We start from the raw sequence: 21,670 nt of genomic DNA, 5'->3' as shown, positions 1-21,670 counted from the left end.
CTAAAAACGTCACTGAACTTGGTTTCTTCTTACAAAGCAGGTGAAGAGCGTCGTTTTGCATAAGATAACTACGTATCGGTTATAAGCTTTACATGGATCTCGGAGCCAGTCCGGGATGACGGTATGGTGCAACGGGGTAATGACGGCGAACGCAGTGAGTACGTATCGGTTATAAGCTTTACATGGATCCCGGAGCCAGTCCGGGATGACGGTATGGTGCAACAGGGTAGTGACAGCGAACGCAGTGAATACACTTTTTGAGAACTTCTGTCACCCTGAACTTGGTTTCTTCTTACAAAGCAAGGTGAAGAGCGTTGTTTTGCATAAGATAACTACGTATCGGGTATAAGCTTTACATGGATCCCGGAGCCAGTCCGGGATGACGATATGGTGCAACGGGTTAATTACAGCGAACGCAGTGAGTACGTATCGGTTATAAGTTTTACATGGATCCCGGAGCTAGTCCGGGGTGGCGGTATGGTGCAAAGGGGTAGTGACGGCGAACGCAGTGAGTACATTTTTTGAGAACTTATGTCACCCTGAACTTGCTTCAGGGCCCAGTATTTATGGACGAAAATACCAAAAAACGGAACTGAACTTGGTTTCTTCTTACAAAGCAAGGTGAAGAGCGTCGTGCTGCATAAGATAACTACGTATCGGTTATAAGCTTTACATGTATCCCGAAGCCAGTCCGGGATGACGGTATGGTGCAACGGGGTTAATGACAGCGAATGGTGTGAGTACATTCCCTTTGTGCTAGGTGGAATAAGCCGTTTTAGCTGGTACTGAGTAATGTTTTTGCACAAGGTGAAACTTTATTGTTAATTAGAGAACTTCTGTCACCCTGAACTTGCTTCAGGGTCCAGTTTTTATGGTTTTACTCCAAAAACTAACACAGAACTTCTTTATATAAGCCAGATAAATAATCATGTAATTAGCTATATTTTTATGCTTATCCCATCCAATAAACATAAAGGTACTCACAACTATAACAATGACATAAGGTACTGTGCTGAATCATGCCGGTTTTCATTTCTTATAGTGTCAACTTCGTCAAATATCGGCTCCAAATTTATCGGGTGATCGGTGATCAATAGTAAATGCACAGTTGTTGCAATTTGTACGGATAGGATGAAGATCTAAATACAGTAGTAGCGTTTTATTCTCAGGAGCTAAAAAGGATTTTAAAATAAGAGAGGGAGCTTAGAACTTGGTACGACCGAGTGGATTCGAACCACCGACCCCTACCATGTCAAGGTAGTGCTCTAACCAACTGAGCTACGGTCGTACAATAAAACTATATAACTTAACGATGTTAAGTTGGTACGACCGAGTGGATTCGAACCACCGACCCCCACCATGTCAAGGTGGTGCTCTAACCAACTGAGCTACGGTCGTACTATAAAATGTTACTTAATTTAGTTAACGTTGGTACGACCGAGTGGATTCGAACCACCGACCCCTACCATGTCAAGGTAGTGCTCTAACCAACTGAGCTACGGTCGTATCATAAAACTGTTATATAACTTAACTAAATTAAGTTGGTACGACCGAGTGGATTCGAACCACCGACCCCCACCATGTCAAGGTGGTGCTCTAACCAACTGAGCTACGGTCGTACAATGTGCCGTGTTTCTTGGCAACGGCGGCTAATATATAGTGCTCTGCGAAATGGATCAAGTAACTTTGCTAAATTTTTGTTTGTCTGCGGTTTTTTCGATCACAACGGACTAACTTTGCACACTTTGTAGAAGTTTTGCCACCAGTAAACGTGGCTTTTGGCGGATTGCTTTAGCTCGGCTATTAATGGTGTGACGACATTAGGGTAGTCTTGTCCGCCAAATTTATCTGTAAAAGTTTGAAAGTGAGGCTCAATGTCGTGTAAGCGTTTGGCAAGCTGTGATTGATAAGCCTGAATATCTTGGATATAGAACTTTTGAAATACGTTGTTGAGTACCTGAGCGCGCTTTTTGTTTTTACCAGCCGGGCAGACTTTGCGCTCTAACGCCAAAGAGCTAAGCCATGCCGTGGTTGTTTTGTTCCAAGCTATTTGGACTCTGGTACTGGTGATCAAACTTTGCACATAACTATTGTTATTAAGCTTCTCAAGTGCATCTGTCAGCATAGTGCCATTGGCTTTGTTTGGTTCGTTTAAATCCTTTATTAAGCTTGTCAGCGTATTTAACGCTTCTAGGGCATGTATTTCCCCTTGGCTGGTTTCACGCTGGACTTCACTGAAAGTGAGCGTAAAAAACTGGGTAAGTTCTTTTTCATGGGTAAATACATAAGCGAGCATAGGGTAGAGCTGCGCAAGTTTTTCTTGTCTTGCAAGCTCCAAGGCTTGTTGCACATCTTTTGGTGTTCTATCGTCATCGATGCATGCTTGCGCGTATGCAATGAAGTTAAGTGCATACTTAAATTGTTCGCTAGGTTTAGCAAGCTTGCCTAGTTGATTGTTGTGATTTGCAATGTGTGTAGAAACGCGGCAATGCCCGAGTTTGGCAAGATCTATCACAGATATTGTATAACTAGATTTCGGCTTGTCGATGGCTGAGTGTGGCAACACACTCAGCGCTTCAATAGATAACCCATCAGTATCGAATACCTTTCCTAGGCGTTCGGTATATGTTTGATTCGTGTCGCTGGGCGCAGGTGTGCACCCTAACAAAACCGTGCTAAGTGCTATAAGTAGCAGTTTGCATTTCAACGAGTTTTCTCCTCACAAAATATATCAGCATCACAGCAGCTACTGTAAGACCAACTATAATGCCGACCCAAAAGCCAGTCGGTCCCATCGCAGGCACTATTAGGTCTGTTTTTGCCAATACGTATCCAAGGGTAAAACCGATTACCCAATATGAGATAAAGGTAACGCCAGTAATAGGCTTGGTATATCTTAGGCCCCGTAAAACACCATTTGCAGCAACTTGCAGCGCATCGGGTAATTGGTAGACACAGGCGAGTATAATTATACTCGATGCGAGCATGGCGACTTCTTTTTCTTGTGTATAAAGCCAGCTAATATCATATCTAACCAAGTAGGTACCGAGTGCCACAATAGCAGCAACACCAACGGCCAGTATAAAGCTGGTGTAGGTTGCATTGACCAGTCGTTCAATATTGTTTTGTCCACTGATATTGCCAATTCTTATACCTATTGCCATGGATAAACTTAGCGGTAGCATAAATAAGATCATGGTTACACTTGCTGCAACCTGATGTCCAGAAACGGCTACTGCACCTAAATCGGCAATAAAGAGTGGGATACACGCAAATAAAGTCACCTCAAAAAAAGTGGCAAACGAGATAGGCAAGCCGAGTTTAGTTATTTGCAAAATGGTCTCTTTGTGCGGCTTCATAAAGTCACTGAGCAACCATTTGCCTTTTAGTTGTTTGCTTCTTAGGCTGTAGCAAATTTGTGCAATAGCCATAGTCCAAATAACGATGCTGGTGGCAACACCGCACCCGGCACCTCCCAGTGCTGGCATACCCAATTTGCCGTATATAAAAATGTAGTTAGCGATAACGTTAATCCCTAAACCAAGTAAGCCAATATAAAAAGCAACCTTGGTGTTACCCATGCCTTCAGTAACATTTCGGTACACAGAGAAGATCAAAAACGCTACCAGTCCATATTTAACATAATCGATATAATCTTGTGCCATTTGCGCAATCTCAGGACTTGCGCCTGTACTGGCAAATAAATACGGTGTGAAATAGCTGGCTATAAACCCTAAAGACGACAGCATGACAGCTAAATATAAGCCTTGCTGGAAGTAACGTTTAATGCTGTCATGATCATTGGCCCCGACACTATGGGCAACCATACTAGTGAGTGCCAATAAAATAGCCTGCAACGAAAACATCAGTGGGTTGAGTGCCCCAGTAGCAATGGAAAGTGCTGCCAAGTCGTTTGGACTAACTTGTCCTGCCATCATGGTATCGACTACAGACATCATCACGAGAGTAACTTGGGCTAATAGAACGGGTGTGGCAAGTCTAATTAACTTTTTGGCTTCCCAGAGTTCAAACTTCATCCTAAAACTCAGTAATTTCAAAAAGTGCATTCTATTGAAGTTTGTGATGTTTATCTACGAAATAAGTGTGTAAATATGTTTCGACAGGGCTGGGCATCAGGTAGAATGGCGGCATAATTTTTACCTCGGAAAAAACATGTTTACTGGAATTGTTCAAACTCAGGCATCTGTTGTCAGTGCAATATTAAATGATGGCGTCATGCGCTTGGTGTTATCTGTTGGCAATGAGCATTTGCAACAACTCACAATAGGTGCCAGCATTGCTGTGAATGGATGTTGCTTAACCGTTGTGCAATTTGAAACGAGTCAATCCGATGTAGTTGGACAAGTAAGCTTTGATGTCATTGATGAGTCTTTGAAATTAACCAATTTGGGCGAACTTAAGTGTGGCAATAAAGTGAATTTTGAGCGTTCGGTGACGTTTGGTACTGAACTGGGCGGGCATATTGTATCCGGGCATATTCATGATATAGCCACGGTAGACTGTGTCGTTAAAACGGCTGAAAATGTGAAAATAAAACTGCTGTTGGATGCAAGCTGGGCCAAGTATGTTTTTTACAAAGGGTTTATTGCAGTAAATGGCGCTAGCCTCACTGTCGGTGAAGTTGATGAAGACGGATTTTGGCTTCACCTCATCCCTGAAACTCTATCTATTACAAATATTGGTAAAGTACAAGACGGTGACAAGCTCAACATTGAAGTCGATCAGCAAACTTACACTATCGTCAACACGGTTGAGCACTACCTGCGAAAAAATACGTTGAACCCAATAGGCTAAAAGATTTGTTCGTCGTCACTGTCGATTCTTAACTCCAATTTATTGATGGCTTCATCAATGTGCATGTTTAAATGAATTGGATTGCAACATGCGGCACAATCTTCGTAGAAATCTTGGTCGCCCTCACTGATATCTAAGTCTACAAATATATGATGACCACAGTGGGGGCAGCTGATCCGTTGGTTATACAGCTGCTTCATAATATGGCTCCAACAACCGCCTGAACTCCTTTTCTTACTATAGCAGTTATTGCAATTATTACCGCAATGTTGCGGCTATTTTAGGATGTGCTCGATCTGTTGTTTTGATTGAATGACGTAGTCACCAGCAAAGACGTTAGCATGACAGAGTAAACTATATAACTGGTAGATCGGCTTACGTTGTTGATATCCTTTGTCAATTTGGTACGCTTCATTGTATCCAGTGTAAAAAGCGTCAGGTAACTGAGCAAATAATTCGCTGTTGGCGATGTCGACTTCTCTATCCCCGTAATAACAAGCCGGGCAATATACACTGGGTTTATCATTCGAAAACGCGATATTACCGCGCCAAAAATAACCGTGTAAGAGAGAAGGTTGTACAGGATGGTTGACTAAGGGCTTGATGTATTCGACAAAGCTATCGATATCCACAAGCTCTATGTTCTTTTCATGTAATAATTGCAATTGCCAGGCAATGCGCTCTTCTGCGAAAAATACTGACCATTTCTTATGCCATTGATTTGGTTGTGAAAGGCCCAAGATATAATTGTCTTGTTCGAATCCAAACATTTCCTGCTCGTGGCGGCTGTGCATTTTACCAAGCGTGCTGCCACACAGGTACCAGTCTTGTTTGTCTGTTTGCGACGGTAGCCACTCAAACACGCTAAAGCAATACTCAAGGCTAGAGCCAATCGTCACAGGGTCGGCCACTAAAAAATCACTATCACGAGTAAGCAATGTATGATTGTCCGCTTCGCACTCATAGCGCTCTAATGCACTAATGTGGTCAACCTTTACCAGAAAGCTGTGCCTGTCATTTTCAATTTTATAGTTTTTGGACTTGTGGTTGCTGGGGAGCTGGGTTTTTCGAGTAAATTCAAAATTGTCGTGAATCGCTTCACTGATGTACTGGTTTACTAGGTTCCACATAGTTAGCCCGGTGGCGAGTGAGCACTTGATCTAACTATGATCGATTTTCGCTATAACACAAATACTTGAGTGCAAATTTAAATCTAATAGAATAGCCACCAGTTTTGAAATGTTTTGGATGTTCACATTGAATAAAAGTGTTATCACCAACCTGATGGCTGCAATGTTAGTTGCTGTTGGCTATGGTTTAAATCATGATCTGCTGTTCACCATGGGACTGTTTGCGCTTTCAGGCGCTGTTACCAACTGGCTTGCAGTACATATGTTATTTGAAAAAGTCCCCGGATTGTATGGTTCAGGCGTTATTACCATTAAATTCAAAGAGTTTAAAATTGCCATTAAAGAGCTCATTTTAGATGAGTTTTTTAATCAAGATAAGTTAAAGAGCTTTGCTGAAAAAAACCAGGTCGATATTGATTTGAATCCAGTGATAGAACATGCAGATCTATCGATTGCCTTTAACAAACTTGTTCAAGTGATAGAAGGCTCTCAGTTTGGCGCAATGCTAGCGATGGTAGGGGGTAAAGAAGCCATTGAACCAATGCGAGATACTTTTACCGATAAAATGAAAGAGGCTTTGTTAGAAATGAGCGAGCAGCCAGATTTTAAAGACAAAATATCTGGAGTGTTAACGAATGGACAATCTCTTGAATCAATTCGTACGGCAATTGAGCATGCGGTAGATGAAAGGCTCAACGAGTTAACACCGGTGATGGTTAAAAATATCGTACAAAACATGATCCATACTCATTTGGGATGGCTTGTTGTATGGGGTGGTGTATTTGGCGGGTTATTCGGATTGATCGCCAGTATCCTCTAACTTGACTCAACTAGGTGTGCATAGATAACGAATTTATGCACACCATTTGATCAGTCATTATTTAGAGCCAGATAAAACGACAGGCAGTGTTGACTCAGTTTGTGCAATATCTTTGATAGATGTTTCAGTTTCTATATCAATTTTCATAAATTTGGCGGTACGCGTTAAACTGTACATATGAGCAAATTCACTTAAATTCATGTCGTTGCATTCGAGTTTATTGGTAATACGTACTTTGGCGGTGTGTTGTCCGCGCATCGCTTTAAGCATGATATGAGGGCGATCAGAGGCGAAAGCCATACATAGTTCAGTAGCATGGCTGTCATCAGCCGCAACAAATTCAACGGCGTGAGCGTTTGATACAGATACAAGCGCAGTCAGTGCAGCAGCGGTCATTAGTACTTTCATCGTTATTCTCCAAACAGATTTTTAGGTGCGATTCCACTAGAGTATTGTTCTGAACGACTCAAAATGCTGTAAGGGAAGATTGTACGAATGTAAGGAATTATGTATTTGTATTTTTGCTTGTGTAAGTACATCTAATTAAAATAAAAAAGCCGTACTAACTTGTTTCAAGCTGACAAAAAAAAACTTCAGATATTATTTTGTTAACAGACCGGTAGCGTGATGTTTCGACGTATTTAGCAGCTTTTTCTCCTTCTATTAAAACCTATTTCAAAAGTATGTCGAAGTATGTAAAAGTGTGTCTAAAAAACAACCTGAGCAATCATAAGTCGTGCCTGATTGTTATACAATATTGCAATTTCTCACGTAATTTATCGTAATTTATGGCATTTTGAGGTTTTTGCATCGAAATTTTTGTGAATTTTCGCTACAGTCTCTTTGATAACTACAGTCACAAAAACTACAGAGATGAAAATATGAATATGTTCAAACCCTCTGTGATCGTGCTTGCTCTAAGCACAGCTCTTTTAGGTTGCCAGCAAGACACTGGTCCTCAAAAAGATAAAGTCACAATCGAGAAAAACCCTTACCCAAGTACTTATAAGCCTCATTCAACTTCAAGTACCTTAATCACAAATGCAACAGTTCTGACCGGTACTGGTGAAAGAATCAATGATGCTGATGTTTACATCGTTGACGGTAAAATTAGCCAGGTTGGCAAAGATTTGTCTGTGAGTGCAGACACGACCATCGATGCGGCAGGTAAGTGGGTAACACCAGGCATCATCGACAACCATTCACACTTGGGCGCATACCCAAGCCCTGGCGTTGAGTCTCACCAAGATGGTAATGAGATGATCAACCCGAATACAGCTCAAGTTTGGGTAGAGCATTCGGTATGGCCGCAAGATCCAGGTTTTAACCGTGCGCGTGAAGGCGGTATTACGTCATTACAAATCTTACCAGGCTCTGCAAACTTATTCGGTGGTCGTGCAGTTACACTAAAAAATGTTCCGTCTGAAACCATGCAAGGCATGAAATTCCCAGATGCACCGTATGGCCTAAAAATGGCGTGTGGTGAAAACCCTAAACGTGTATACGGCGGCCAAGGCGTTGCACCTACAACACGTATGGGTAACATGGCAGGTTACCGTGAAGCGTGGATCGAAGCGTCAGAATACAAGCGCGCTTGGGAGCAATATGAAGCTGAGTATGCAGCTGGCTTAAACCCTGATGCACCTCATCGTGACATCAAGCTAGATACGCTACGTGGTGTACTAGATGGCGAAATCTTAATCCATAACCACTGCTACAAAGCAGAGGAAATGGCCATGATGATCGACCTTTCTAAAGAGTTTGGTTACCACGCGGGTACTTTCCACCACGGTATTGAAGCATACAAGGTTGCTGATCTTCTGGGTGAAAATGGCAACTGTGCGGCACTTTGGCCAGATTGGTGGGGCTTCAAAATGGAAGCATATGACATGTCTCTTGAAAACGTCGCCATTGTTGACGCTGCTAAGAACTCGTGTGCTGTGATCCACTCTGATTCTGATACAACAATTCAGCGTCTGAATCACGAAGCTGCAAAAGTTATGTACTCAGCCAATGAAGTTGGTTTTGACATTAAAGAAGAAGATGCCATTAAATGGATCACCTACAATGCAGCTAAGTCTCTAGGTGTCGAAGAGCTTACAGGTTCTATTGCAGCAGGCAAACAAGCTGATGTGGTTATTTGGGACCAAAGCCCATTTAGCGTTTATTCAAAAGCTGAGAAAGTATTTATCGATGGCGCAAAAGTTTATGATCGCCAAGACAGTAAATACCAAGCAGTAAGTGATTTTATGTTAGGTCAGCGCTAGGGGAGCAACAATGAACAAGTTTAAATTATCTATCCTAACTGGCGCGTTGCTTAGCTCTTCGGCGGTATTCGCTCAAGTAACAGCAATTACCAACGCCACGGTGCATACACTAACCAGTCAAGGCGTGCTTGAAAACGCAACTGTTGTTATCGAGAACGGCAAAATTAAAGCGGTGAATCCTCAGTCATTTAATGCTGATGTTACAGTGGATGCACAAGGGAAAATTTTAACGCCTGGCCTTATCGGGTCAATGAACCATCTAGGTTTGGTTGAAGTGGGTGCTGTATCTCGTTCTGTAGATGCATATGACAAGTCAGGTCTTGAGTTTGATCCAAGCTCTGCGTTTAACCCCCGTTCAAGCCTTATCCCATATGCGAGAAAAGGTGGAGTAACACAGAATGTAAGCGTGCCTTCTTTACCTTGGGGTGAAAGTGGTGTGTTCTCAGGTCTTGCTTTTGTCGCAGACTTATCTGGTGAATTTGGCAGTGTGACAGATCGCAAAACAGCGCTTATTGTCGACTTAGGCGCAGTGAGCGACGATGGCTCTCGTGCTGCGTCTGTTCAAGCTTTCTCTAAAAAGTTATCTGAGCAAAAAGCAAAGTTAACCGCTAAAAAAGATAAGAAAAAAGACAAAGATCCTTCAGCGGAAGAAAAGTTACTGATCCAAGTTCTTAATGGCAAACTACCGGTAGTGGCTTCTGCATCACGCGCCTCTCAGCTACTAGAACTTATCAAACTGAAAAAACAGTTTGGCTTGAATCTTATCATTGAAGGTGCAGACGATGCGGTACTTGTAAAAGATGAGTTAGCTAAAGCTGAAGTACCTGTGATTGTGAGCTCAGTATCAAACCTACCAACTGGTTTTGACGCGCTACATGCACATCTTGGTAATGCTGGCGAGCTTGAAAAAGCGGGTGTAAAAGTCATTTTGAATGTTGCTGGTGACGGTAGCCACAATGTATATCAAATGCGCTACAATGCTGGTATTGCTGTTGCAAATGGCATGACACATCAAGGCGCCCTTAAAGCGATGACAGTAAATGTTGCTGATGCTTTTGGCATCGAAGGCGGCAAAATAGCAAAAGGTGAGCGTGCAGACGTTGTTCTTTGGACTGCGGATCCGTTCGAGTTTAGCACTCGAGTTGATAAAATTTGGATCAACGGCGAGCAGGTAACAACTGAATCACGTCATGATAAATTGCGTGAGCGCTACACTACAGACTCATCAATGCCACGTGGTTACACGAAATAACCTGGCATAGATTCATTAAGGCGCCTTATATGGCGCCTTTTTTATTGAATGGTAAATTAAATTATAGGTGTGCATTCTGAACTCACTTCCCGGCGTGAATACACATGGCTTTCGTAATCGCAAAAACAAGTAACTTAGGTAAGTCGGAAGGGACTGCTGAGTAAAGTAGGTGTTAGAAGCCAAAAAAGAGAGAAAAGGCCTCTCTTTGATAATTATTAATACGTGATTAGCATTAAGCCCTGTGGTGGTGAGCTTTAAAGGGCCAGTCGAGTCATTTAAAGCTCGACCGGCTCAATGCATTACTTGTAAACAGTGTAATCAACTTCTAGGTTGATATCGTTTTCACCGGATACAACCCATACTTGAGTACGCTGAACTTCACCTACTGGGCTGTGACAAGTCACAGTTTGTCTAAACGCAGGACCAGAGTAGTTATATACTGCATTTTCTAGCGCATAATGGTTTGTGTGGAATAGTGGTGTGCTATCGTAGCCATTGAATACGCGTGACTCGAAACCGTCATTCATTGTTGAAGAACAGTAAGTGTCTTTGTTTTTGTTGTCGATGTGTAGTGATGATGTATAGCTCACCTGCTCATACCATCCGCGGCCGCCACAGTGTGAGCTTGCACCTGTACAATCTGGTCTTTTGTACTCACCAACGCCAGCTAGGTTTGTATCCCATGTGATAACAGGCAGCGCTGAGAATTTATGGTATACCTTGAATTGCTCACCTTCTAAGTTTTGGCAATTCAAAGCAAGAACGCGGTTGCGTTTGAGTTGTTCGTCAGTGAAACCGTTATTGAAATGAACAGTATCAACCATGGTCGCACCAATGCCGCCTGTGCCGATATTGACAGTCCCATATTGCTGACCAGTTAGTTCATCGAAAATATAGCCACTGGTACACTCAGAGCCAGCTTCCTTATAGTACACCCAAGCTTCAAATGTACGTGCACTTAAAGAATCAGTGACAATACGATCAACAGCGCCATTTGCGTATGTCGTCGTTCTGTTGTAGCCATCAATATCTTGAACAGAAGTTTGAGCAAATGCTGAAGTTGCTAAAAAGCCAGTTGTAAGCGCTGCGAGTAATTTTAGTTTCATTGGAACTCCATTGTTTTTTTAAATACAGGACTTTATTCGCCCTGGACTACGGTCTGGCGCAGAAGTTAATTGCCTTATTACTTAACATTTAACACTCTGATATATGAATATATTCATGCGCCGAATTCTATTTAATCTGCAAAATAGATATACACGCCTAAATGAATAGTTTGATATGTACTCTCCCGGTTAACATCATTACTTGGCATTAGCTGGGCTCTAAAACCTTAAGTTATATGTTCAACCGTTGCTGATTGACAAATAACCTAGCGGCTAATTTTTATTGTGTAAACCCCCTGAAAATTCAAGCGCTTTGATAATTATTTTCATATCTGAAACTTCTAATTTAAGAATTTTTTATGCTTAACTTTTTGATTTTGTTTACTTATATATTTCAATAATGAGGTTTTTTGTTGTTATGAAACAGTTTTTAAATTATGTAAGCTTATGAAATATAATGATTGAACTTTATTAACTAAAATAATTGAGGGAATAGTGATTAAATGCCTTAAAAAAACAAGGTTGAAATAGGTGTGCGAATTTTGTTCTTTTGGATGTGAAGAGGATATGAATTTGGAATTTTAAACAATGGCGAGTTGACAATTGATGCAAAAAAACAAATTTAAAAAATATAAAAATATTTTTAACTTTTGATCTGAATCTATTTTTGCGTAGTGCAACGTTCCAAAATGATTTGCATCACCTCACTGAAATGGTACAACAAGGGATTGCAATACTGAGTAAATAGCATATGTTCTTGGCCCCCGAAATTCTGACGAGCATTAAACAACACCGCGCCTTGTTTCGCCTAGTGGAAAGTGGATCATAGACTATGTGCTGCGAATACACTTAATGCTAATGACACGCATTTAAATTCCTAGTAAAGTGGCTTTGTATTGTGCTCATAACAAAGAAAGATGGCACCTGAACTGGTGCGGCAATTGAAAAATGGTATTTAAAGGCTACATTGAACAGGTTGTTGAACAAGGCTGTTGGTAAAAAAGTAAAGTTGAGGTTTTAAAGTGTGTTAATTGATGTATTACAAATCAGCTATTTATCGAGTGTCGTTGTGGTTTTTTTGATAACAGTGTCACTAATATCCATACAACAAGGGCTACCAAAATTACAACGACTAGAACTTGCATTATGTTGGGTGATGATCCTTTCGCCAGCAGTTGAGTTTATGAGTTTACTCGATTTTGAAATCCCTTGGCTCGTGGTTGCATTTATTCATGCATCTCCTCTACTATTGGGCCCTTTGATAGAGCGCTATCGAAATGAAACAGATAGTAGCTACGTTGCACACTGGCGATCAGTTATTCATTTTGTCCCGTTTGTGGCTTTTTTCACGTACCGTCTATTTGATTCCACAGAAGTAACACCTGCAGTCGGCGTTCTTTATTTGACCCAAATCATTTACTATCAAATAAGCTTAATTAAAGTAAAGGGGCTTTTCCAAAGTTCAGTAGCACCGCAAAATAAAACGAGCTCAATGCTTATTCCGCAAAAACTTTTGATGTCATTTTACTTTTTGTTTTCCGCTGCTGGTGTCATTCAAATGGCTGGCTACTTCTTTAATTTTGAGCAATTATGGTTGTTGTTACACATAACAAATACATTTGTGTTTATTTATGTAGTGTTGTTATGCCGCGGATATATAAATTTGCTATTAAAAAAGTTAGAGAGCCTAAATCAGTCGTCATATTGATGTAGTATAGATATCCAATTAAGGTATTTGAGGTAATACAGTGACGCATAATAAAGTGTATGTACTGCCTGGCACCATGTGTAATCAAAGGCTTTGGGAAGCGCTAAGTCGTGAGCTGAACCACCAAATTAAATTAGTGCACTGCGAGATCCCTAATGCCAATAATCTGGATGAACTGTGCGAGAAACTTTTTAACGATATCGTCGCTGATCTCGTAAGCTCTAACCCAGAACCAAATGCGCCGATTTATCTTTTGGGCTTTTCAATGGGGGGCTATCTTGCAGCATATATTGCGAGTAAGCACCCTCAGCAGGTCAAGCGTCTTTTTGTCGTTGCTAACAGTCCAACACAGTTGCTCGCTGACGAATTGTCATCTCGACAAGCCATGCTTTCATTTATAGAAAAAAATGGATATGCCGGGATCAGCGTTAAAAAAGCGTATGGGCTCATTGATCGAACTAGTGAGCTTGGTAGTACAAGTATTGTTGATACAATTCAGTTAATGGATAGGGAACTAGGCGAAATCGCGTTAATTAACCAGTACCGATGCACCAACGAGCGTATAAACTTGCTACCTCAATTGCTTACACTAAACATACCTATCTACTTTTATTACAGTAAAGCGGATAAAATAATAAATCACCATTGGTTTCAGAAATTGGCACAAACACACCTGAATGAGCATGTTTATGAAGCCTGTGGCAGCGGTCACATGCTTCCTCTTGAAAAGCCAAAAGAGCTTGCTGCACTTGTCAGCTCGTGGTTAACGTGCTCCATAAATAATTAGCGCCCAGAGCTAGGGGACCTTTGCTCCTAAAAAGCCCAATATTTACTGTCCAAAATTGCGAGTCGATAAAGGCTGTTAATTCGTTTCTTTAAATATAAAAATATATACTATGGCGCCAGTGGATTTGGAAAAGCACCGCGTATATGAATTCAATACCACAGGCCTATTGTCAAACAACTTTTCAGAGGTAGATCTGAGAGCGTGGTTACTTGTCGACAACCAAACTTAGGAGGGGCGCGAGATGATATTGAGAATATTGGCAGCAGTGCTAGGAGGATTTTTGGGAATAATATGTGTTTTGCTATCTGTTATTAAGAGTGAGCCAGTGTCAAGTCTGGTAATAGAGGTCAGCTCTTGTCTCATATTAGCGCTAATTTTCATCTATTACGCTGTCACTGGAAAGGAGCTTGTTTCAGAATCCTTTAAGAAATATTGGTAAACTATAGGGCTAAATCTATACCTTAATCAGCTCAAAGGTAAAAAGGGCTACGCAGGTTATAAATACTGCAGTACTCTATTGAAATTTATACCATAGTCCGTCATGGTAATAACAGGTAGACATGTAATATTTTAAGGAAGTTATGTATAAAACACTCGCTGTTTCAGCCCTTTTTTTGAGCAGTAGCAGTTTTGCTAGCATGCTAGAAGAAATAAATTGCGAAACACATGACCCATCATTACAGCCCTATAAAACAAAGTTTACTTGGAGTATCGAAAGAGAGACCCTCGATATGTCAATGGAGGAGTTCATTGTCAAATTAGCAGCTGCGCACCCTGACGTAGAGCCGATACACAGGCGCTGGATATTGAAATTACTCGATAAAAAAACAGGGAAATATAGTAAAACTCAGGTTGTCAGGTCATATCATGATAAGGGAGGGAAAAACTATAAAATCGAAAAGGTTACGGTCCAACCTCCGTGGGTTGTTAATTTCGACGGCGAAGTTTTGATTGGCACTGACAATGGTGAATTTGGCGGAGAGCTGCTAAGAGTTGATAAAGCCAACAACATGATTTTACTAGAAGAAATGAACGTTGAGGATGTTTATAAAATGCCTTTTGGTGTGGTAGTGACATCGGGTCTGGCTCATCTATCGTCAAACTCTGGAAAAATTAGCCTGCTCACGCCCGATTTCAAAATGGAAACACTATTTGGCCTAATTGGCAGCCCTCAGTCTTCTTGGTTACTAAGTAATGGTGATCTTCTTATAAATAGTTATCCAAAAGGCAGCCAAGTTTTAACCCAAAAAGGTTACCTAAAGCGCGTAAAATGCGCCACAAGCCAATAAACTTAGTTATCATCTAAAAAGACTAAGTTTTAAATTAAAAGGTAGTGATTGAAAATAAGGTCAGTATTTGGCCACCGAGAGAACTCTAAGAGTATTATAAGGATGAAATATGATTAAATATGTTTATGGCGTTTTGTGTATTTTAGGCATAGTTTTGCCGTTTAGCATGTTGATCCCTTGGGTATCTGAAAACGGGTTAAGTGTAGTGAAACTTTATACCCAAATAAGTGAAGACCAGATTTCATCATTTGCATGGTTAGACGTGCTGATCTCCGCCTTTACCCTAATCGCTTTTATATTGTATGAAGGTAAGCTGCTCAAAATGACTAAGTTATGGTTGCCTGTCATGGGCACTATGGCGGTTGGTGTTTCATTTGGTTTGCCATTATTTCTATTGATGAGACAGTGCCACTTAGAGCGAATCGAGTTAGCTGTAGGGCATAATAATCGCGTTATAAATTGATTTATGCGTATTGCGTCGGCATTTTTGTGATGCCTCTTCACTAATTGAACATCGTAATTTACGATGACACTTACTCATCAAATATGTATTCATTTTGACTTTTTAAAGCGTCTATAAATATAACTCTGTTCAAACTAAAAAGGATATTTTTAATGCAATTTAAAACACTTAGTGTTGTTACGGCAACAATTGCTGGTTTTCTATTTGTAGCATTGCTGCTTTTCCCAGAGTTCATGTATTCTTTATTTCAAATTCCTCAAACCGAATCAGCCTCTTTCATGGCTCGTCGGGCTGCCATTCTATTTTTAACACTTGGTATCTTGTCTTGGTTGATGCGCAATGCAGAGCACTCTGAGTCAAGGCAAATGGTATGTTTAAGTTTTATTATCATGATGTTTGGCTTAGCTATTTTAGGGACGTTTGAATATGTTCGAGAGTATGCGGGAGTGGGGATTGGGTTGGCGATTGTTACTGAGCTGGCACTTGGATTTGCATACCTCAAAGTATACTTTAATACTCGGCATAGATTAAATAGACAGAATCAATGCGCGCAATGAGTGAGATCGCATTAGAGCCAATTACCAATATATTTATGGCGGATTGGCGTAACTGAAAGCCCGATTTACACCTCCCTGTTAACGAGGCGCCTGTAAACTAGAACTTTATAATTTAGCTTGATAAGAGGTAGGCTCCGGATCCCCAAGGCTTTCACGTGAAGCTTTTCGTTTTAATTAAAATGCCAGAGCCACACCATTTATTTCACTTGTTTGAGAGATTCAAACAAATATGCATCCAAAAATTCTTGTCTAAATGAACCATTAAAACGTCCTACAAACCGGTCTTGGAAGATTTAAACAAGTGGACTCCGTTAAAGCGCTTTATCGTTTATAAAGGCAAGTTGTTCATTAATTACTCACACCCTTTATTATTAAATAAATTAGTCATTGTATTGTGCCATTTTAATAAATAATTATTGACTTAACATTTTGTGGTACTTTATTATTAGCACCCGGTAAAGTTGGAGTGATTCGTTGAATGACGCTGAATCAGCTTATTCTTCTCGACAACGCATTATCACTAATGGGTGATGTGTTTTTTTGTCTGCTTCTTCCTAAAAAATATTCACTTCAAATTTATTTTTTCTGTATAAAATCACATGGAGAAGTTGTGAAAAATAACGAGCAAGATATATTCTTATCTGGCCTGCAGTGCATTGCCGTAATCGGTAAATTTCATCGTATCAATGTTAATATTGAAGACTTATACGCTCAATATAACCATCAAAAAATAACCGAACTTGCTTTAACTGAGACTCAGTTGCTTCGAGCTGCTAAATCAACGGGGTTTAAAGCAAAGTTCATCTCAATAGATTTAGACAATATCAATGAGCATAGTTTGCCAGCGATTGCTAAGAAAGCAGATGGTCGTTATGCGATTGTTGCAAAGATCAATGACAAAGGTGTGTTGATACATGATTTATCGAAAGGAAATGCACCAGAAGTAATGAGCTTTGCTGATTTTAATAAATTTTTCATTAATGACTTTTTATTTTTATCACCAAGAGAGCAAGTTATTTCCGAAAAAGCCAAATTTGGTATTAAATGGTTTATACCGGCAATTAAAAAGTATAAAAAACTTTTTATTGAAGTATTAGTCGCGTCATTTTTTATACAACTGTTTGGCTTAGCATCTCCAATATTCTTTCAAGTAGCCATTGACAAAGTAATGGTACACAACGGTCTTACAACATTAAATGTATTAGCCATTGGCTTTTTCTGTGTCATATTTTTTGAAGTACTGCTTTGTGCAATGCGAGCCTTCTTATTTAGCCATACAACCAATCGAATTGATGTCGGGCTCGGCAGTGAAATTTATCAGCATATGTTAAAGTTGCCATTAGCCTATTTTAAATCGCGAAGAGTGGGCGATACTGTTGCGAGAATCAAAGAGCTCGATAGTATTCGAGAGTTTATGACAGGCACTTCTCTCACCCTGATCCTAGACTTGTTTTTCACATTCGTATTTTTTGCGGTCATGTTTTATTACTCAAGTGACCTTACATGGATTGTTGTTGCAAGCCTCCCGTTTTATTTTTTCATCGCATATCTGCTGGGTCCATCTATTCGTGCCACTTTAGAGAAAAAGTTTAGACATAGCGCTGAAAATCACTCTTATTTAGTCGAGTCTGTTCATGGTGTTGAGACCATTAAATCGATGGCCGTTGAGTCTGCGATGAGTAACAAGTGGGACGAAAAATTAGCACAGTATACAAGCGTATCTTTTAAAGCGTTTCAGTTGAACAACTTATATAGTCAATCTTCAAACTTTATAACTAAAACTGTTGGCTTATTAATTTTATATTTTGGATCATTGGCCGTGACTGAGGGAACTTTAACCATTGGCCAGTTCATCGCCTTTAACATTCTAGCACAAAGAATTGCCGCACCAATCATGCGATTTGCCAATGTATGGCAAGACTTTCAGCAGGCAAAAATCTCTATTGAACGTTTAGGTGATGTGCTCAACACGCCGACTGAATCAGGCACAAATAGCAAGCTAGAACTACCAAAATTACGAGGAGAAGTAATTTTTGAGCATACTTCTTTTAGCTACTCGCCTGAAAGAGCCAATGTATTAAATGATATCAATCTAAAAGTTTCAGCAGGTGAAGTAATAGGGTTAGTAGGGCGCTCAGGCTCTGGAAAAAGCTCACTGACTAAACTGGTGCAAAGACTATATTTACCGAACTCGGGCAGAATTTATATCGATGGTGTTGATATCAATTTGATCAACCCTGCTTGGTTAAGGCCTAGAGTTGGCGTTGTGCTACAAGAAAACTTTTTATTTAGCGGCACGATTCGTGAAAATATTGCACTCTCTGATCCCTCGGCTTCCATTGAGAGAGTGATTGAAGCTGCGCAATTAGCAGGGGCTGAGGAATTTATTTTAAAACTGCCTGAAGCTTATGATACTCAAGTTGGTGAGCAAGGTTCAGCCTTATCGGGCGGACAGCGTCAGCGCTTAGCCATCGCAAGGGCGCTGTTGTCAGATCCAGCAATACTAATTTTTGATGAAGCCACTAGTGCTCTTGACTATGAGTCTGAGCGCATCATTCAACAAAATATGCAAAAGATAGCCAAAGGCAGAACCGTTTTTATTGTGGCGCATCGCTTGTCAGCGGTTAGAGACGCAGATCGTATCTTAGTACTAGACAATGGCCGTATCGTTGAGCAGGGTGATCATAAACATCTACTTAAATTAGAAGGTATTTATGCACATTTAGCGAGCCTGCAAGATAACAAGGTCGCGCAATCTAAAGCGCCCAAAAGAGCGATTGTATAATGAGCAAATTGATTGTAAATACCAAGCTCATCGAGTTCTTACCCCCAGTATTAGAAGTTCAAACTGCACCGCCGCCTAAACTGGTGCGTGGAGTACTTTGGACACTCGTTAGCTTTTTTAGCTTGGCAATTATTTGGGCCATAGTTGGGCGTATTGATATTGTTGCAAAGGCACAAGGTCAGTTAATACCGCTACAAAAAGTCAAAGTGATCCAGCCATTAGAAACTGGCTCAGTACAGAAAATACATGTTGAGGATGGTGACAAAGTTACTAAAGGTCAGGTACTCGTATCATTAGAGCCTGTACTGGCTGAGTCAAATTATAGACAAACCCAGCAGTCGTTAGCTAATTTTGAGCAGCAACGGTTAAGAAGGTTACAGCTATTACAGCTGGTACAAAATGCACAAATATTTGATGATGTGAGCCCTGCGTTAACTACTGAACACAAACAACTACTAAACGCAGAGTTTATACAATATCAAAATGAGCAAGCTGTGTATGATGCGAAATTGTCGCAGTTAGAAGCTCAACTTGCAGGCGCAAAAGCCAAGCTTGTGCAGCTAGATAAAATTTTGCCTTTGCTCAATGAGCGAGTTGACTCGCTAGAATCATTACAAGACCAAAAACTTGTCGCTCGAGCGACTTACTTAGAGCTTAAACAGCAAGCCGTACAGCAACAAGAGCAACGTCTAATTGAACTAACCAATGTGAGTTCAATTAACCATGCCATTAAAACAAACGCCCAAGAGCAAAGAACCCACTCAACTGAGCTTCAAAAGTTGCTTCACTCAGAAATTAGTCAAATCAACGAAGAGATATTAACGCTGCAGCAAGAGCTTGAAAAGCAACAATATCTCACAGAAAAAAATCTATTGTTAGCGCCTGTAAACGGTATTGTTGAGGCGTTACAGCTATCGACCATAGGAGAAGTGGTCACCCCGGCGCAACAATTATTAACCGTAGTGCCTGACGATGATGAGCTTATAGTGAATGCACAACTACTAAACAAAGATATTGGTTTTACCTTTGTGGGGCAAGACGTTGTGGTCAAAGTAGACAGTTTTCCGTTTACCCGTTATGGCTCAATCACGGGTGAAGTGACTGAAGTATCAACCGATGCAGTTAAAGACGAGCGGCTCGGTTTATATTTTCCGATTAAAGTGCGTCTTCACAGTCAGCACATTAATGTGGAAAACCGGAGTGTCCCCTTAAGTGCAGGTATGAGCGTCAATGTTGAAATTAAAACCGGCAATCGCCGCATTATAGAGTTTTTACTTTCGCCCATTATTCAGCACTTAGATGAAGGGGCAAGAGAGCGTTAAATCAGAATAAACAGGAAGTAGAGGTTACGATGTTTAAAAAGTTCAGTTTGGCATTAGTCAGTAACCAATATGTCTATACACTTTTTCAAAAAAAGCAAAATCAAATTTATATTATCGTAGGATTAACATGTATAAATTTAAAAAAATTATGGGGTTAATTACAGGGGTTTTTAGTTTGAGTTTATATGCTCAAGCTAATGATTTCCCTGAATCAAAACGTGCTTTAAATGATCTTTGTATTACATTATATAGTCAAAAGGATTACCTTAAAGCGCAAGCTTGTTTTATGGAACAAGTTAATCGCAATGCGAAAAACTACCATGCGTTAGGTAATTTAGCCCTTGTTAAAATAAAAAATGGTGATTTTAAAGGGGCTATAGAGACAGCTGATATTGTTTTGCAGCAAAGTAGCAACAGTAAACAGCAGGCTAGTGCTGCCTATAACCAAGGGCTTGCTTATGAGCGTTTGAAAAATTATGAGGCAGCGCTCGGCGCTTACAAAAAATCTAATCAGCTTTTTTCGACCAAAGCCAGAGCTAGCAGCGTTCAGAGACTAGCGCACGCCATAGCTGATCACAAACAGGGCACTGTAGTTGCTAGTAACTCTGTGGCCAAAACACACACACCACCCCATACGGGTAATGAGCAGCATCAGCCTCGTTTTAAACTCTCCAGAAATCATTTAGATAATGGATTGTGTGAAGCCTTTTTAGCAGAGCTTAACCAAAGCCCTTGGGATGAATTACTTAAATGTAAATTACCTACCATACATAACCCGGATATTAAAGAATTGGTGTTTACACCAATTCAAGGGGAAAGAATTAAAGAAATTGATCAACTGATATACCGCGGTAGACAGACTTGGGAGCAAGCTTGGCCAGATAGAGAAAAAGATTATCAGCTAGGCTACTTCCGACTAGGTGAAGCATTTTTTGATGCCAATAATGATGGTAAGAAAGAACACGTCATTCGAAGGTTAATGCCTTTACAAACTTGTAGACCGCTTGAAAAAGGTGAGGCTGGTAATGATGTGGATGTTGTTAGCATGTCAAGGAACCGAGTTAAGCAATGGGAGGCCATGACAAAACAACAACAAATACAGCAAGCCCAAATTAACGGGTTTTACAGTAGTTACACCATCTTAGAAAAGAATTTTAAAAAAGGCACTTTTAGTGCTAAAGGTCGATTTTTAATATATCAGGATAAAATATACCCGACTTACCCTAGTGGGATGAGCTTTAAGAATATACCAGACCTTAATCATAGCACCTGGTTTTCAATTGCTGAATTTTCAGGGCATATCAGTTCAAAAAATACCTACGGCGCCACTCCGGTATGTTCCTATAAGTTAAATGATAAAAAATAGAGA

19 protein-coding genes and 4 tRNA genes are annotated in these 21,670 nt (G+C 40.4%); 13 read left to right on the top strand and 10 right to left on the bottom strand.

Annotation, left to right across the window (positions count from 1 at the left end):
* Window positions 1-123 precede the first annotated feature (123 nt).
* Window positions 124-261, top strand: coding sequence for a hypothetical protein (locus tag MHN81_RS21645; protein WP_239426695.1), 138 nt, complete (start codon window positions 124-126; stop codon window positions 259-261).
* Window positions 262-1,211: 950 nt separating this feature from the next.
* Here MHN81_RS21645 and MHN81_RS21640 read toward each other — a convergent pair.
* The 6 genes from MHN81_RS21640 to MHN81_RS21615 all read right to left on the bottom strand — a co-directional run bounded on the left by MHN81_RS21640 (window position 1,212) and on the right by MHN81_RS21615 (window position 4,037).
* Window positions 1,212-1,288 (bottom strand) — tRNA-Val (locus MHN81_RS21640).
* Window positions 1,289-1,321: 33 nt separating this feature from the next.
* A tRNA-Val gene (locus MHN81_RS21635) sits at window positions 1,322-1,398 on the bottom strand.
* 31 nt (window positions 1,399-1,429) lie between these two features.
* A tRNA-Val gene (locus tag MHN81_RS21630) sits at window positions 1,430-1,506 on the bottom strand.
* Window positions 1,507-1,542: 36 nt separating this feature from the next.
* Window positions 1,543-1,619: transfer RNA gene (locus tag MHN81_RS21625), tRNA-Val, on the bottom strand.
* A gap of 101 nt (window positions 1,620-1,720) precedes the next feature.
* Entirely contained in the window at window positions 1,721-2,707 is a 987-nt protein-coding gene (locus MHN81_RS21620) for a DUF3080 family protein (RefSeq protein ID WP_023399948.1), read from the bottom strand.
* On the bottom strand, window positions 2,676-4,037 hold the full coding sequence (locus MHN81_RS21615; RefSeq protein ID WP_239426694.1) for an MATE family efflux transporter: 1,362 nt from the start codon (window positions 4,035-4,037) through the stop codon (window positions 2,676-2,678). The genes MHN81_RS21620 and MHN81_RS21615 overlap by 32 nt, the downstream gene beginning before the upstream one ends.
* 136 nt (window positions 4,038-4,173) lie before the next feature.
* Here MHN81_RS21615 and MHN81_RS21610 point away from each other — a divergent pair, with 136 nt between their 5' ends.
* A complete protein-coding gene (locus MHN81_RS21610; protein WP_023399950.1) occupies window positions 4,174-4,815 on the top strand; it encodes a riboflavin synthase in 642 nt (213 codons plus the stop codon).
* On the opposite strand, the gene MHN81_RS21605 is transcribed toward MHN81_RS21610, so the two are convergent.
* Window positions 4,812-5,015 (bottom strand): CPXCG motif-containing cysteine-rich protein, encoded by a 204-nt coding sequence (locus MHN81_RS21605; RefSeq protein ID WP_023399951.1) that lies wholly within the window; start codon window positions 5,013-5,015, stop codon window positions 4,812-4,814. The genes MHN81_RS21610 and MHN81_RS21605 overlap by 4 nt on opposite strands.
* A 75-nt stretch (window positions 5,016-5,090) precedes the next feature.
* Window positions 5,091-5,945 carry a fructosamine kinase family protein gene (locus MHN81_RS21600; protein ID WP_239426693.1) on the bottom strand — a complete coding sequence of 285 codons (855 nt, stop codon included), beginning with the start codon at window positions 5,943-5,945 and terminating at the stop codon, window positions 5,091-5,093.
* A 127-nt stretch (window positions 5,946-6,072) separates the two neighbouring features.
* On the opposite strand from MHN81_RS21600, the gene MHN81_RS21595 reads away from it, so the two are divergent.
* Window positions 6,073-6,765 (top strand): hypothetical protein, encoded by a 693-nt coding sequence (locus tag MHN81_RS21595; RefSeq protein ID WP_036976557.1) that lies wholly within the window; start codon window positions 6,073-6,075, stop codon window positions 6,763-6,765.
* Between the two features lie 57 nt (window positions 6,766-6,822).
* Here the strand turns inward: MHN81_RS21595 and MHN81_RS21590 are convergent, their stop codons facing one another.
* Window positions 6,823-7,173: a DUF3718 domain-containing protein gene (locus MHN81_RS21590; protein WP_023399954.1), complete on the bottom strand. Its 351-nt coding sequence runs from the start codon at window positions 7,171-7,173 to the stop codon at window positions 6,823-6,825.
* Between the two features lie 473 nt (window positions 7,174-7,646).
* Between MHN81_RS21590 and MHN81_RS21585 the strand changes: the two genes are divergently transcribed.
* Together MHN81_RS21585 and MHN81_RS21580 are read left to right on the top strand one after the other, a co-directional pair.
* Complete coding sequence (locus MHN81_RS21585) at window positions 7,647-9,032, top strand: amidohydrolase (RefSeq protein WP_023399955.1); 1,386 nt, start codon at window positions 7,647-7,649, stop codon at window positions 9,030-9,032.
* 10 nt (window positions 9,033-9,042) lie between these two features.
* Entirely contained in the window at window positions 9,043-10,284 is a 1,242-nt protein-coding gene (locus MHN81_RS21580) for an amidohydrolase family protein (protein ID WP_239426692.1), read from the top strand.
* Window positions 10,285-10,583: 299 nt separating this feature from the next.
* Here MHN81_RS21580 and MHN81_RS21575 read toward each other — a convergent pair whose 3' ends face one another.
* A complete protein-coding gene (locus MHN81_RS21575) occupies window positions 10,584-11,390 on the bottom strand; it encodes a hypothetical protein (protein WP_023399957.1) in 807 nt (268 codons plus the stop codon).
* Window positions 11,391-12,414: 1,024 nt separating this feature from the next.
* On the opposite strand from MHN81_RS21575, the gene MHN81_RS21570 reads away from it, so the two are divergent.
* From MHN81_RS21570 to MHN81_RS21535, 8 genes are all read left to right on the top strand, one after another.
* A complete protein-coding gene (locus MHN81_RS21570) occupies window positions 12,415-13,098 on the top strand; it encodes a hypothetical protein (protein WP_023399958.1) in 684 nt (227 codons plus the stop codon).
* 40 nt (window positions 13,099-13,138) lie between these two features.
* The gene (locus tag MHN81_RS21565) at window positions 13,139-13,885 is read left to right on the top strand and encodes an alpha/beta hydrolase (protein ID WP_239426691.1); all 747 of its coding nucleotides are present in this window, start codon (window positions 13,139-13,141) and stop codon (window positions 13,883-13,885) included.
* A gap of 581 nt (window positions 13,886-14,466) precedes the next feature.
* Window positions 14,467-15,174, top strand: a complete 708-nt coding sequence (locus MHN81_RS21560) for a hypothetical protein (RefSeq protein WP_239426690.1) — start codon at window positions 14,467-14,469, stop codon at window positions 15,172-15,174.
* A gap of 109 nt (window positions 15,175-15,283) precedes the next feature.
* Window positions 15,284-15,637 (top strand): DUF2834 domain-containing protein, encoded by a 354-nt coding sequence (locus MHN81_RS21555; RefSeq protein ID WP_023399962.1) that lies wholly within the window; start codon window positions 15,284-15,286, stop codon window positions 15,635-15,637.
* A 152-nt stretch (window positions 15,638-15,789) separates the two neighbouring features.
* Window positions 15,790-16,194, top strand: a complete 405-nt coding sequence (locus MHN81_RS21550; RefSeq protein WP_023399963.1) for a hypothetical protein — start codon at window positions 15,790-15,792, stop codon at window positions 16,192-16,194.
* Window positions 16,195-16,804: 610 nt separating this feature from the next.
* Window positions 16,805-18,979 carry a type I secretion system permease/ATPase gene (locus tag MHN81_RS21545; protein WP_239426689.1) on the top strand — a complete coding sequence of 725 codons (2,175 nt, stop codon included), beginning with the start codon at window positions 16,805-16,807 and terminating at the stop codon, window positions 18,977-18,979.
* A complete protein-coding gene (locus MHN81_RS21540; protein ID WP_239426688.1) occupies window positions 18,979-20,301 on the top strand; it encodes an HlyD family type I secretion periplasmic adaptor subunit in 1,323 nt (440 codons plus the stop codon). Before MHN81_RS21545 ends, MHN81_RS21540 begins: the two co-directional genes overlap by 1 nt.
* Window positions 20,302-20,428: 127 nt before the next feature.
* Entirely contained in the window at window positions 20,429-21,667 is a 1,239-nt protein-coding gene (locus MHN81_RS21535) for a tetratricopeptide repeat protein (protein ID WP_239426687.1), read from the top strand.
* Window positions 21,668-21,670: the final 3 nt, after the last annotated feature.

It is taken from the genome of Pseudoalteromonas sp. Of7M-16 (assembly GCF_022347805.1).
GTDB lineage: Bacteria > Pseudomonadota > Gammaproteobacteria > Enterobacterales > Alteromonadaceae > Pseudoalteromonas > Pseudoalteromonas luteoviolacea_F.
Note: the sequence above shows the minus strand (reverse complement) of the source record. Positions and strands in the feature narration are given on the sequence as shown.